Source organism: Qipengyuania huizhouensis (assembly GCF_019711635.1).
Taxonomy (GTDB): Bacteria; Pseudomonadota; Alphaproteobacteria; order Sphingomonadales; family Sphingomonadaceae; genus Qipengyuania; species Qipengyuania huizhouensis.
The window spans coordinates 1-12424 of record NZ_JAIGNT010000021.1 but is presented as its reverse complement, the minus strand read 5'-3'; the positions used below and the strand labels follow the sequence as shown (position 1 = coordinate 12424).

11 protein-coding genes are annotated in these 12424 nt (G+C 60.4%); 7 read left to right on the top strand and 4 right to left on the bottom strand.

Annotated features, from left to right (window positions below):
• The first annotated feature begins 123 nt into the window (after positions 1-123).
• Positions 124-369 carry a hypothetical protein gene (locus K3180_RS12755; protein ID WP_221541332.1) on the top strand — a complete coding sequence of 82 codons (246 nt, stop codon included), beginning with the start codon at positions 124-126 and terminating at the stop codon, positions 367-369.
• Positions 370-422: 53 nt separating this feature from the next.
• Here the strand turns inward: K3180_RS12755 and K3180_RS12750 are convergent, their stop codons facing one another.
• The 3 genes from K3180_RS12750 to K3180_RS12740 all read right to left on the bottom strand — a co-directional run bounded on the left by K3180_RS12750 (position 423) and on the right by K3180_RS12740 (position 3277).
• Positions 423-1109 (bottom strand): DsbA family oxidoreductase, encoded by a 687-nt coding sequence (locus tag K3180_RS12750; RefSeq protein ID WP_221541331.1) that lies wholly within the window; start codon positions 1107-1109, stop codon positions 423-425.
• Positions 1106-1888: an NAD(+) diphosphatase gene (gene nudC / locus K3180_RS12745; RefSeq protein WP_221541330.1), complete on the bottom strand. Its 783-nt coding sequence runs from the start codon at positions 1886-1888 to the stop codon at positions 1106-1108. Before nudC ends, K3180_RS12750 begins: the two co-directional genes overlap by 4 nt.
• A gap of 81 nt (positions 1889-1969) precedes the next feature.
• Entirely contained in the window at positions 1970-3277 is a 1308-nt protein-coding gene (locus tag K3180_RS12740) for a serine hydrolase domain-containing protein (protein ID WP_221541329.1), read from the bottom strand.
• Between the two features lie 111 nt (positions 3278-3388).
• Here K3180_RS12740 and K3180_RS12735 point away from each other — a divergent pair, with 111 nt between their 5' ends.
• Complete coding sequence (locus K3180_RS12735; protein WP_221541328.1) at positions 3389-3610, top strand: hypothetical protein; 222 nt, start codon at positions 3389-3391, stop codon at positions 3608-3610.
• Here K3180_RS12735 and K3180_RS12730 read toward each other — a convergent pair.
• A complete protein-coding gene (locus K3180_RS12730) occupies positions 3607-4626 on the bottom strand; it encodes an NUDIX domain-containing protein (protein ID WP_221541327.1) in 1020 nt (339 codons plus the stop codon). The genes K3180_RS12735 and K3180_RS12730 overlap by 4 nt on opposite strands.
• A gap of 14 nt (positions 4627-4640) precedes the next feature.
• On the opposite strand from K3180_RS12730, the gene K3180_RS12725 reads away from it, so the two are divergent.
• From K3180_RS12725 to K3180_RS12705, 5 genes are all read left to right on the top strand, one after another.
• Positions 4641-5204, top strand: a complete 564-nt coding sequence (locus K3180_RS12725; RefSeq protein WP_221541326.1) for a DUF721 domain-containing protein — start codon at positions 4641-4643, stop codon at positions 5202-5204.
• A gap of 1 nt (position 5205) precedes the next feature.
• The gene (locus K3180_RS12720; protein WP_221541325.1) at positions 5206-5922 is read left to right on the top strand and encodes a thioredoxin domain-containing protein; all 717 of its coding nucleotides are present in this window, start codon (positions 5206-5208) and stop codon (positions 5920-5922) included.
• 118 nt (positions 5923-6040) lie between these two features.
• Positions 6041-6787 carry a thioredoxin domain-containing protein gene (locus tag K3180_RS12715; protein ID WP_221541324.1) on the top strand — a complete coding sequence of 249 codons (747 nt, stop codon included), beginning with the start codon at positions 6041-6043 and terminating at the stop codon, positions 6785-6787.
• Between the two features lie 24 nt (positions 6788-6811).
• Complete coding sequence (locus K3180_RS12710) at positions 6812-10234, top strand: AAA family ATPase (protein ID WP_221541323.1); 3423 nt, start codon at positions 6812-6814, stop codon at positions 10232-10234.
• Positions 10235-10882: 648 nt separating this feature from the next.
• The gene (locus K3180_RS12705; protein ID WP_221541322.1) at positions 10883-11911 is read left to right on the top strand and encodes a hypothetical protein; all 1029 of its coding nucleotides are present in this window, start codon (positions 10883-10885) and stop codon (positions 11909-11911) included.
• Positions 11912-12424: the final 513 nt, after the last annotated feature.

The following is a 12424-nucleotide window of genomic DNA, read 5'->3' as shown; positions in this document are numbered from 1 at the left end:
CTCTGCTCTCCTTTCCGACTCACTGGAGGGAAATTATCCCCCGAGGATGGAGAGCCGTCCACGTCATCAATTGCGGAACATCGACGACCGCCTGATCGTTGACCGGGTAAAGGAGAAATCGATATGCCCGAGCGACAATCCAGACATTCCGACAATGATCTGATCGACAGGATGAAGGAATTCGACACGCCCTCGCAGCAGAGCTCTTCCGGCGGTGAAGTCAACCGGCAGGTCGGATCACGCGGCGAGCTCAACCGCGCACTCGATCCCGAAAATCGCGAGCCTGAAATCGGTTCGTACAATCCTGCGCAGGATGCCAAGAAGGGTGAGAAAACCCGTCAAGCCATTCAGGACAACCGATCAAGCTGACCCCGGATGCAATCAGTTCAAGCGCCCCGCCCAACTGGTGGGGCGTTTGCATATCAGGCGGCAGCGGTTCTTTCCGCCACGCGCCGCAGCGCGTTGACGTAGGCTTCAGGTGGCTGCGCGCCGGGGATCATGAAGCGCCCCTCTATGATCATCGCGGGGACCCCCGTGATGTTCATTTCCATCGCGGCCCGTTCTTCGACGCGGGTTTTTCGGGCCAATTCTTCCTCGTCCAACGTAAAACTCGCAGCCTCACGGTCGAGACCGACCTCCTCGATAATTTCTAGCAAGACCTTCCGCTCACCAATGCGTCGTCGATGATTGAAATGCGCCTCGAACAACGCGAGCTTCAGCTTCGTTTGAGCATCCGGTCCATGTTTCTCCAGCGTCCAGGTCAGCAGCTTGTGCGCTTCGAACGTGTTCCACATCATTGCATCCGGAGCGGGTTCTTCGCCTTTGTAATCGAGTGAAACCCCAGCCGCCTCCGCTGCCTCGCGCATCTGCTCCTGCACCTCCCGGGACTGCTCGACAGTACGCCCATATTTTCGGGCGATATGCGCCGTACGCTCTTCGCCATCTTCGGGCATATCGGGATTGAGCTCGAACGCATGCCAGCGGATATCAGCCTCGATTTCACCTTCGAGCTGGTCGAGCGCTTGCGAGAGGTTTCCCCAGCCCACGAGGCACCAGGGGCACATCACGTCGGACCAGATGTCGATCGAGAGCCTGCGTGGTTCGCTCATCTTGAAATCCACCATTCCATCAGGTGGTGCGCAATAGCATGTGGTGGCGGCGCTACGAAGGGTCCGTCACCATTCAGCGCTGCAATGACATCTGCGCGAGAATACCAACCTATCTCCGCCATCTCGGTCTCATCGATGGTCAACGCATCGTCATCGGCATAGGAATGACAGCCGATCATCAACTGGCTGGGAAAAGGCCAGGGCTGGCTGGCGACATAGGTCACATCGCGCACGCGAACACCGCTCTCCTCGAGGACCTCGCGTGCGACCGCTTCTTCGATGCTTTCGCCGGGTTCAACGAAGCCTGCCAGCGCCGAAAAGCGTCCTTCCGGCCAGCCGAGGCCCCTACCCAGCATCAGGCGCCCCTTGTTCTCTACCAACATGATCGTGACAGGATCCGTACGCGGGAAATGGCTTGCGCCGCACGACGCGCAATCGCGCTGCCATCCCCCTTTTGCCAGTTTCGTATCACCGCCGCATTGCGCGCAGAAGCGATGTCTTGCGTGCCAGTCGACGATGCTGCGCGCACCGCCGTAAAGCGCCAGATCGTCAGCGGTGAGCGTCGCCATGAGCGACCAGAGTTGCGGATTGGCAATCCGCGGCGAAGCGTCCCCGCGCGACGGAACGGCAGCAAAACAGGCCTTGCCCTCATCAAGTCCCAGGAACACGAGTTCGGCATCTTCGGGTACATCCGCCAATGTCCCGTAGGCCAACCGCCCATCGTCTCCCAGTGCTGGCATCAGCCCGTCGAGCGCGAGCAGCCGGGCCTTCCAGTTCATATACCCGGCCAGGCGCTCCGGATCGGCGCGGACATGGTCAGCACGGTCCAGTCTCGATCCCGTGAAGGAAAGAATAATGGTTCAGGCTCCCTGCATTGCGGCGAGGTCGGACAGTACAGCCTTGGGGAAGCCTTCATGGATAGGATAGGCTTCGGACGGCATATACTGCGTCATCATGGTGGCGCGCAGGTTGGCCTTGTGACTGACGAAGCCCACCGTTCCGGCAGCTCCGCCCCAGCCATAGGCGTCGTTGTTGACCCGGCCACCCGCACCGAAGCCCTGTCCTTCGATCCATGTGCCTTTCGTGGTCGCGGTTTCGGGTAGCAGATTGGAGGTCCCAACCCGCACCGCCAGTTCGCCCATCACACGACGTCCATCGATTTTGCCGTATCCAAGCAGCATCTGGAGGAAACGGTCATAGTCGCGCGGGCTGGAGACAAGGCCTGCCCCGCCGAACGGAAATGCCGGTTCGTCGAGATAGACCGACGAGTCTGCCGGATCCATCGGCAAAGGCACGCCGCCCATAATGCCGTAGTTGGTGGTGAACCGATCTACTTCGCTTTCAGGGACACGGAACCAGGTACTGGTCATACCGGTCGGCTCGAAAATGGCGGTGCGCAGGAATTCGTCGAACTTCATTCCGCTGGCGACCTCGATCACACGGCCCAGAAGATCCAGACTGACCGAATAGCTCCATTTCGTACCCGGTTGCAGCACGAGCGGCAGTCGGGCCAGATTGTTGGCGAACTTGTCAAGGCCCCGGATGGCCTCTTCGCGGCCCAATCCCGGGATTGGTAAGCGGCTGACCTGACCCGGCACAATCCCATATCTGACATATTGCTCTCGGATCGGACCTTTTTGCACGATGCTGTAGCCAAAGCCCGCCGTGTGGGTGAGCAGGTGACGTACCGTGATCGGCCGTTCTGCCGGGACCAAATCGGTGACCGAACCGTCATAGGTTTTCTGGACCATCATGTTCGAGAACGCCGGCAGGACTTCGGCGATCGGCTGGTCGAGGCCCAGCTTGGCGTCATCGATAAGCATCATCGCGGCCATGCCGGTAATCGGCTTGGTCATCGAGTAGATGCGATAGAGGCTGTCCTCATCGGCGCGCGTGCTTCCGCCCAAGGCTAAATTGCCGCGTGCGATGTAGGTCGGGTCCTGTCGGCCCCACCCCAGCGCGGCGACCATGTTGGCCACTTTACGTTCGCCGACGTATTTATCGACCATCGTGGCGACATTGCGCCAAGCGATACCCGAATTACCCTGAGCCAGCGCCACCCTGCCCATCGGCGAGCCGGCCAGCGCCGCGCCGGCTGTCAGCCAGGCTCCACCACGTAGAAGCGAACGTCGCGAAAATTCCGATACGGCGAAGTCACGATAGGCCATCTACAATCCTCATCCTCAAATGTGCGGCGCTTTGATGCGGATTAGAGCCTGAACGGTCAATTGCGAAACGAAACTCTTGCATAGGTAAGGTGATTTACCCATATAGGACACATGCTCAACCTGCTTTCCATACTCTTCGGGATTGTCTCGCTCGTCATCGTTATCCCGGCAACCATTCCCTTTCTCGGCTGGGCCAACTGGTTCGCCTTGCCATTGATCGTGATCGGCATTGTCCTCGGGCAGATTTCGTCGAGCAATTCCGGACGCAATTTCAACCTGATCGTGCTGCTTGTCGCGGCCGTCCGTTTGACGTTGGGCGGCGGGATTTTCTAGGCCAGCGCCAGCCGCGCCGCCTTTGCGAAAAGCGTGGGAAGCCCCGCGTCTTCCAGCCTGTCGATCGGCCACCAAACGCCCTCGCCTTCCGGTATGGCCGAGCCACGATAGCGCTTTACCGACAATTCCAGCGTAAAATGCGTGAAACTGTGCCGCACAAGGCCCGAATGCTCCCAATTTCCCTGGATGGGAGGCGTTCCAGCTCCATCGCCACGGGCCGACCAACCATCGTCGGGCAGGCTTCGCATACCGCCAAGCATTCCCTTCCCTTCACGCTTTACCAACCAGACAGCGCCATCGAGTTCGATCCAGTAGGCTTCCCCGATCCGAATCGGCTTGGCCTTCTTGGGCGCCTTCGCAGGTAAAGTCGCGGGATCGCCTTCGGCCCTGCCGCGACAATCTTTCTCCAGCGGGCACAAGAGGCACTTCGGATCGCGAACGGTGCAGATGTTCGACCCCAGGTCCATCATCGCCTGTGCGAAATCGCCCGACTGCTGCGAGGGAGTTATACTCTCGGCACAAGCGCGAATGGCCTTCCTTACCCCGGGTAATGGTTCGGTCAGCGCGAACAGCCGCGCGACCACCCGTTCGACATTGGCATCGACCACTACGGCGCGGCGTCCGAATGCGATCGCTGCGACGGCAGCAGCTGTGTAGGGACCAAGGCCCGGCAGCTGCCGCAGCTCTTCTTCCGTATCCGGAAAACCGCCTCGCACGGCTAATGCTCGTGCTGCCTTCACGAGGTTGCGGGCGCGCGAATAATAGCCAAGCCCCGCCCACGCTGCCATGATGTCCTCTTCCGGCGCAGCGGCTAGCGCCTCGACGCTTGGCCAGCGGCGCGTGAAGGCCTCGAAATAGGGTTTCACCGCCGCAACGGTCGTCTGTTGCAACATGATTTCCGACAGCCAGACCCGGTAGGGATCGGGCGCCGCTTCGCCTGGCCTCGCCCGCCATGGAAGGTCGCGAGCGTTGGCATCGTACCAGTCGAGCAATTTTTCGGAGACTATGGCGGCCACGCGCCGCCTATGGCATGAGCACTGGAGCAATGGAAAGCGACAAACCGAAAAGCGGGACCAGGACGCCGAAGAAGTCGCCCCGGCCTTACGAACGTCCACGCGGGGGGCAGGCAAAGGCAATCTCGGACCTCATGCCGCAAATCGGCCGCCCGGCATTCCGGCGGTTCGGCTTCGTGCAAAGCTCGGTCGTGAGCCGCTGGCCCGAGATCGTCGGCGAGATTCATTCGCGGGTGTGCACGCCCGAAATGATCCGCTTCCCTCGCGGCGAGAAATCCGAAGGCATACTGGAACTGGTGGTGCTTCCTGCCCATGCCCCTCTGATCCAGCAGGTCCTCCCGGAAATTACGGAGCGAGTGAACCGCTTTTTCGGTTACAAGGCCGTTGCCCGGATCAAGTTGCGGCAAGGCGCCGTTAAGCCTCCGGAGGACAGAAGTAAGACCAAGGCTCCGCCATCCCTGAAGCCGATACCGATAGAACTGGGAGATAGCCTGCGCGATATCGGCGACCCGGAATTGCGCGCTGTCCTCGAATCCGTGGCGCGCGGTCTCGGATCACAGGGTGAGAATGGGAACAACTGACTTGAAGAAATTCGCATATCTGAAGAAGCCATTTTTGTTCACTGCAGCGGCCGCGATGGCTGCGACTGCGGCTGCGCAAAGCGCTCCTTTGCTCGGACCCCAGAAAAAGGTTCCCTGGGGCGCCATGGTGACGGAAACCGAAGGCGGACACCTGATCGGCAATCCCGATGCCAAGGGAAAGCTCGTGGAATATATGAGCTATACCTGTTCCCACTGTGCCGAATTCGCGCGGACCGGCGAAGGTGCGATCAAACTGCTCTATGTGCCGACCGGCAAAGTTTCCTACGAAATCCGTCACCTGATCCGCGATCCCGTGGATCTGACGGCCGCCCTTGCGGCCCAGTGCGGCGATCCAATCAAGTTCCCCGGAAACCACGAGGCCTTGATCCTGAAGCACGACGAATGGATGGCCAAGGCCCGAACGGTTACCCAGGCGCAAAAGGCTCGCTGGAGCTTCGGAAGTTTCGGCAGCCGTGCCCAGGCAATCGCGAGCGATCTGGATTTCTACCAGATCATGGAAAGGCGCGGCTATTCTCGTACCTCGCTCAACCAGTGCCTTACCGATGAAGCCAAGGCAAAATCGATTGCCGACCAAAGCCAGGCGGATATCGACGCCCACTCTCTCAGCGGAACCCCCACATTCATCATGGACGGCAAGAAGATCGATGCTCACGACTGGACCGGAGTACAGCCGCATCTGGACAAGTTTTTCCGCTAGTACGAATTGTGTCCCCAGTTCATTTTGCCGGTGACAGCCCTGTGGACACGCCCGAGGCCACGCTTCACCTTACCGACCCCATGACTTAGCCTTATCGACCGATGAAAGAGGATTTGCGATGAACCGCCGCTTGAGTTTCGTATTTGCCGCCCCCCTTGCGCTCACCCTCGCATCTTGTGGCGACAGCGCGCAAGAGGCCGATGAAACAGCTCTCGAGGGCGAAGCCATCGCCGATATTGCGGCTCCTGACGGCCAGAGCTGGCTCGAGACCGCAAGTGAAACGGAAGAAGGTGGCTTTGTAATCGGTAATCCGGAAGCTCCCTTGAAGCTGGTCGAGTACGCCAGCCATACCTGCGGCGCCTGTGCCTATTTCGCAGAGAATGGATCCGCACCGCTTCAGGAAAATTACGTCCAGTCCGGGGTGGTGAGTTACGAAATCCGCCCCTTGTTGCGCGATCCGCTCGACGTGACGATCTCCACCCTGGCCCGTTGCGGTTCACCCGAAGGCTTTCACGCCCTCGCAGACCAGGCTTGGGCGTCGCTATCCGAATTCGGCGATACGCTGCAATCGAATGGCACGGCATATGAAGCGGCTATGTCCGCTCCGCCCGAACAGCGTTTTGTGCAGCTCGCACAGGCGGCAGGCCTGATCGATTTCTTCGCTGCGCGCGGTATTTCCGCCGATCAGGCACGCACCTGCCTCGCAGATGGCGACGCGATCAATGCGATGGCGGAAAAGTCGAGCGAGGTCGCCGCAGCCAACAACGTCACCGGTACGCCGACCTTTTTCCTCAACGGCCAGCGCCTCGACGTCAACCAGTGGCAGGCACTCGAGCCGATTCTTCAGCGCGCCGGCGCGAGGTAAGCACGGCTCGGGGGGCAGACAGCGATGCTCATCAAACAGCTCAGGCTGAGCGGTTTCAAGAGCTTCGTCGAACCCTCCACCTTGCGCATCGAACCAGGGCTGACCGGTGTGGTCGGCCCCAATGGTTGCGGCAAATCCAACCTGCTCGAGGCGATCAGATGGGTGATGGGCGAAAATTCGCCCAAGTCCATGCGTTCGGGCGGGATGGAAGATGTCATCTTCGCGGGCACGGCCAGCCGCCCTCCCCGCGATTTTGCCGAAGTGGTGCTGTCTGCCGAAGATGACCAGGGCGAGGAACTGGAAGTCGTCCGCCGGATCGAACGCGGTGCGGGCAGTGCCTATCGCGTCAACGGCAAGGATGTTCGCGCGAAGGACGTTGCCCTCGCCTTCGCAGATGCCGCGACCGGAGCGCATAGTCCCGCGCTCGTAAGCCAAGGCAAGATAGCTCAAGTAATCGCAGCCAAGCCAACCGAGCGGCGGATGATGCTGGAAGAGGCTGCAGGGATTGCGGGTCTCCATGTCCGCCGCCGCGATGCCGAGAGCAAGTTACGACAGACCGAGACCAACCTTGCGCGGCTTGAGGACCTGATGGCGGGGCTCGACAGCCAGATCGCTTCGCTCAGGCGGCAAGCCAAGCAAGCCGAACGCTATCGCAAACTCTCTGACGACATCAGAACCGCCGAGGCCCGCTTGGTCTATGCCAGGTGGCGCGACGCGGCCACGGCGGCCGAGGAGGCGAAGAAAGCGGCAGACGAGGCCAATAGCCGGGTATCCGCGGCGCAGGTGGCGGCAGACGAGGCCCAGAAGGCGCAGCGCGCTGCCGCCGAGGCTTTGGCCGAAGCCAGAGAAGAGCATGCCGACCGGCGCGACGATGCAAGTGCGCATGGCCACCGCATGGCAGCATTGACCACTCAGTTGGAGGCAGCCGAGCAGCGGCTCGCCGATCTCGAACGCCAGAAGAACCGGCTCGAGGAGGATCGCGGTGATGCCGACCGGCTTACCAGGGATGCTGCCCAAGCTCTGGCTCGTCTCGAAAAGGAGCTTGCGGAAAGCGAAAAGAAGCTCGCCGCAGATGAGGAACGGCGACCCAAACTCCTCGCACAGCAAGAGGATGCCGAGCGCGCCAGCCGGGCGGCGGAACTCGCACTCGCCAAGGCTACGGCGGATAATGCGGGCGTCGAGGCGGAGTGGCGCGTGGTCGAAGCCGAGGTGCAGCAGGCGAAGACTCGATTGGAGCGGGTCGAAGCCGAGGGACGCCGAATTGCGGAGCAGCGCGAAGCTTTGCTCGGCGAGGACTTGGATGGTGCCGTAGAAAGTGCCCGGAAGGACGCCAAAAGCGCTGCCGCCGAGGTCGAGGCCAGGCGCAATGCGATAGAGGAATTGCAGGGGCGCAAGGCCGCGTTGCAGGCGGATCGCGATGAGGCCGCCAGCGCCTATTCCGCCGCAAAAGCCGAACTGGCGGGCGTGCAGCGCGAATATGATGCTTTGAAACGCGACCGGGAGGCCCGCGAAAGGGCGGCGGCAAAGCGGTCGGGTCGCCAGCAGGCAATCGACGGACTGCGCGCCGGGAAAGGCTATGAACGCGCAGTCGCCGCAGCCCTGGGCCGAGACGGCAAGGCGCTGCTGGGCCTGCCCGATGAGGGGAGCGAGGGCCGGTACTGGACCGGGGCGGAAGTGCCGAAAAAGGTTTCAGACAGCCTCGCAGACCATCTCGTGGAATGTCCCGAAGAGCTACGCGCACCGCTCAGCCTCGTTCATGTCACCGAGCGCGACGACGGCCGCAAGCTCGCGCCGGGCGAAAACCTCGTCACGCTGGACGGGAAGCTGCGACGCTGGGACGGCCTCGTAGTGCGAGGCGAAGGTGCTGCCGAGGCGGCACGGCTCGAAGCGGAAAACCGTTTTGCCGAACTCGAAAAACTGGTTCCCGAACTGCAGGATGCCGCCGATCGTGCCGAGGCCGCACAGGCCGAAACCAGCGATGCCCTTTCGACACTCCAGCGTGATCTTGTCGCGGCGGAGCGTGCTTTCTCCTCCGCAAGCGAGGCTGAGCGCCACGCACTCCGCGCACTCGACCAGTCTGAAGCGACGCGCGAACGCATCGCAGCACGGCTTGCCGAATTGGAGCATGCGGAAAAGGACCATGCGGAACTCGTCACAGCGGCCAAGTCCGATCTGGAATCGGCCAAGGTAAAGCTCGAGGCGCTACCCGATCCGGAAGCTGGCCGCGCTTCACTCGAAGCTGCGCGTGCGAAGAACGAGGCCGCCCGTTCCGCATTGCAGGCGCGTGCAGCCGAACTCGCGTCACATGACCAGTCGCTCGCGGTCGCCCGCGAACGCGCCGCATCGCAGCGCAGCGATATGGCAAATTGGCAGACACGCTCGAGCGAGGCTGCACGCCGCCTGTCCGACATGGCCCGCCGGTTCGAGGAAATCGAGGAACAGCGTGCCATTTTTGCCGCCAAGCCCGAAAGCCTGATACGGGAAATCGAACAGGGCGATACCGTCCGCGAGCGGCTGGGAGCCGAGCTCGCCGAAGCCGAGAAGGCGGTGGCGGCTGCGAACGAGGTGGCGCAGGAAGCCGACCGCGCCTTTGCGGCCGCAAACGAGACACTTTCCGAAGCTCGCGAGAACCGGGCTGGACTATCGGCCCGGGCCGAAAACCAGGACGCCCGGCGCATCGAAATGGCGCGGATATCGGGAGAGCGGTTCCAGTCCCCTCCCCCGCTTCTGCCGAAAAAGTTCGAGTTCGAGGAAGGATCGGTCCAATCTGCCGATGCCGAAGGCGAGGAAATGGACCGCCTCACTGCCAGTCGCGAACGGATCGGCCCGGTCAATCTCGTCGCCGCGGACGAACTCGAGAAAATCGAGAGCGAGCACGGCACCAATGCCGCCGAGCAGGAGGAATTGCGCGAAGCGGTCAACCGGCTGCGCGGTTCGATCGGCAATCTCAATCGCGAAGGACGCGAACGTCTGCGCGAAGCGTTCGGGAAGGTGAACGACCATTTCAAGCATCTGTTCGCCCGCCTCTTCGAAGGTGGAGATGCGCATCTCGCGCTGATCGACAGCGACGATCCCCTGGAAGCGGGGCTCGAGATTTTTGCCCAGCCGCCGGGAAAACGGCTCCAGTCGCTCACCCTGCTTTCCGGGGGCGAACAGGCGCTGACCGCAACGGCGCTGATCTTCGCGCTGTTCCTCACCAACCCCGCCCCGATCTGCGTGCTCGACGAAGTCGACGCACCGCTGGACGATGCCAATATTGACCGGTTCTGCGACCTGCTGGAAGCGATGGTGAAGGAAACCGACACGCGCTATCTCATCGTCACCCACAACGCGGTCACCATGAGCCGGATGCACAGGCTGTTCGGCGTGACGATGATCGAGAAAGGCATCAGTCGGTTGGTAAGCGTGGACCTGGGCGGGGCCGAGGAACTGCTGGCTGCGGAATAGGCACCGATTGGCACTGGCCGGGCGTTTCAAAGCGACAGATCCAGCCACCGCATGGCACGCGTAACGCAGTTTCCAGACCCGTGACCTTTCGCAGGTCTTTTGGTATTTCAGGATGTTACGGACGTTTTCGGCGCAAGCACTGTGACTTTTCAAAATGGGGCCGGTCCATGTCCTGTTCTTTGCGTGTGCCAAGGTTCGCGGCAGCGCGGCACACTGGCCGCACGCAACTTCGGCCCATATTGCCAAGCCTCGAAATCCTGGAACAGGCCCCGCATTACCGCGGCGCGCGCGTGTAGGACAGAGGTGTCAGACGGCACAGGCTGACGGACGGCGACCCGCGCTCTGCTGCGTCGCCAGCTCTACTTAACCCGACGCGAAAACACCCACCGCATAACCCCGTCGCCCCGGGCCTGATCCGGGGCCGGTGCTTCACTTCAATCCTGCCGACGAAAAGAAGCACCACCCCGGATCAAGTGTGCTTTGCACAGCTTCGCTTCCCGGGGTTACGAATGGTCTGCTTATAGGGTGGAAAGCGGTCGCTTTCTTCGCAGACTAGAAGATCGTGTTAGATTGTGTTAATAAGCGTTAACCAAAAAATTCGGTCGCCTATAATTCGGTCGCCTATGAAGATTTCAAGGGAGATCGACCGTGCGCGTTTCGAAAATCTTTTCTACAGCTGCCATCGCTCTAGTATTAGGAGCGGCGGTTTCCGCCGCGCCCCCCGAAGGCAAGGGCGGCGGAAAAGGTGGCGGCAATGGCGGCGATGATGAGCCGCCAGCCGAGGCTTTTCTTCCAGCGATTGCTTATTTCGAACAAAGCCGGAAGAGCAAGGATTTGAAATTGACAAATCGGGCCGGTGACGTGGCTTGCGTCGTGAAGCAATCCGGAACCAGCAGTGCCGTGCTGCGTGGCTTTGTTTATGATGCAGCCAATAAGATGCTTGCCTATTCCATAGGCAGCAGGGGCATTTTCCTAACAACTTGGGATGAAGATCCCTGCGTAGTTGGCGACGGCACCTTGATCCATTCGCAAGCCAGTCCTGAGTTCATGGACTTCTCGCCGGATGGGAATTATCTAGTTTGGAGAGAGACTGTCCAAGACTACAGCGGCTTTGGCACCGCGTCAGAAATATTCTTTTATGATCTGAGTTCAGGCACTGTCTCTAATATTTCTTTGGATGCCCATGGCGGTTCGCGCCCTGAATGGGGTGTCAACGGCGAGTGGGCAGTAAGCAACGTTCAATTCAGTCCCGATTTTGATCCCTCGAACGAGAACTCCCCCGACGAGTTAATTTTTCGCGGAGCACCCCTTGATGGAAGCTTGGGCGAGTATGAAAGCCTTTTTTCCTACAATATCGATGGACAGAGCGCTCCCCGGAAGTTTTATGACGGTGGTGGCGATTACATAGATATAGTCATGTCAGTGACAAATCCGACTGGCGGGGACGAGGCAAGGATCGCAATAACGAAGGGCCATGTTCGCCAGATTGCCATCAGCAACGGGGCAGAGGGACCTACTTTTGACGGCTACGAGCCAGCCTACAGCTGCGACAATTCTGAGATCATCCACCGCTCTGGAACGGGCAAGGCTGACATTCGCATAACCGCTGCGGACGGGTCCTCGACCGAAACATGGTCAAAGGCCAACCTTCGCTTCTTCGACTGGTTTTGCCCGTGATGCCGCGATTAGTTGAAGCTAACGCCCAATCAGGTTTGAGGGCTACCATGAAGGTGCTGTTCGCACCCACTATCTTGTTGGCAGCATGGCTCTTTCCCACGAGCTTAGCAGCGCAAGAGACCGATCCAGAAACTTCCGAAAGACCCGTTATAACACTGTCCAATGGGGATCGTGACAGCATGAAGGTCGGGGCAGAGAATGCCGATGGAGGACCCTCTCGTCACCCGAAAAGAACCTATATTGGAGACCAAGGGCTTGTCGTTGAATTTAGTCAATTCGCACCGCCGCCTAGCACTGGAAAGCGATCTCCGCCGCCTCTCTTGAGCGATTTGATGGGCAACCCTGCGCGCCAACGAGCACTCGACCGCTCCGCAAGGCCAGGTAGTTGGGTTACTCCGCCTGCTGCCAAGCGCTAATTCCTATCGTTCGAAGGAATGTCCGCAATTGATGACGTGGACGGCTCTCCATCCTCGGGGGATAATTTCCCTCCAGTGAGTCGGAAAGGAGAGCAGA

Excerpts from the sequence above, each read along its gene's own strand:
- K3180_RS12755 (WP_221541332.1), top strand. The coding sequence starts at position 124 with ATGCCCGAGCGACAATCCAGACATTCCGACAATGATCTGATCGACAGG.
- K3180_RS12750 (WP_221541331.1), bottom strand. The coding sequence starts at position 1,109 with ATGAGCGAACCACGCAGGCTCTCGATCGACATCTGGTCCGACGTGATG.
- nudC (WP_221541330.1), bottom strand. The coding sequence starts at position 1,888 with ATGAACTGGAAGGCCCGGCTGCTCGCGCTCGACGGGCTGATGCCAGCA.
- K3180_RS12740 (WP_221541329.1), bottom strand. The coding sequence starts at position 3,277 with ATGGCCTATCGTGACTTCGCCGTATCGGAATTTTCGCGACGTTCGCTT.
- K3180_RS12735 (WP_221541328.1), top strand. The coding sequence starts at position 3,389 with ATGCTCAACCTGCTTTCCATACTCTTCGGGATTGTCTCGCTCGTCATC.
- K3180_RS12725 (WP_221541326.1), top strand. The coding sequence starts at position 4,641 with ATGAGCACTGGAGCAATGGAAAGCGACAAACCGAAAAGCGGGACCAGG.
- K3180_RS12715 (WP_221541324.1), top strand. The coding sequence starts at position 6,041 with ATGAACCGCCGCTTGAGTTTCGTATTTGCCGCCCCCCTTGCGCTCACC.
- K3180_RS12710 (WP_221541323.1), top strand. The coding sequence starts at position 6,812 with ATGCTCATCAAACAGCTCAGGCTGAGCGGTTTCAAGAGCTTCGTCGAA.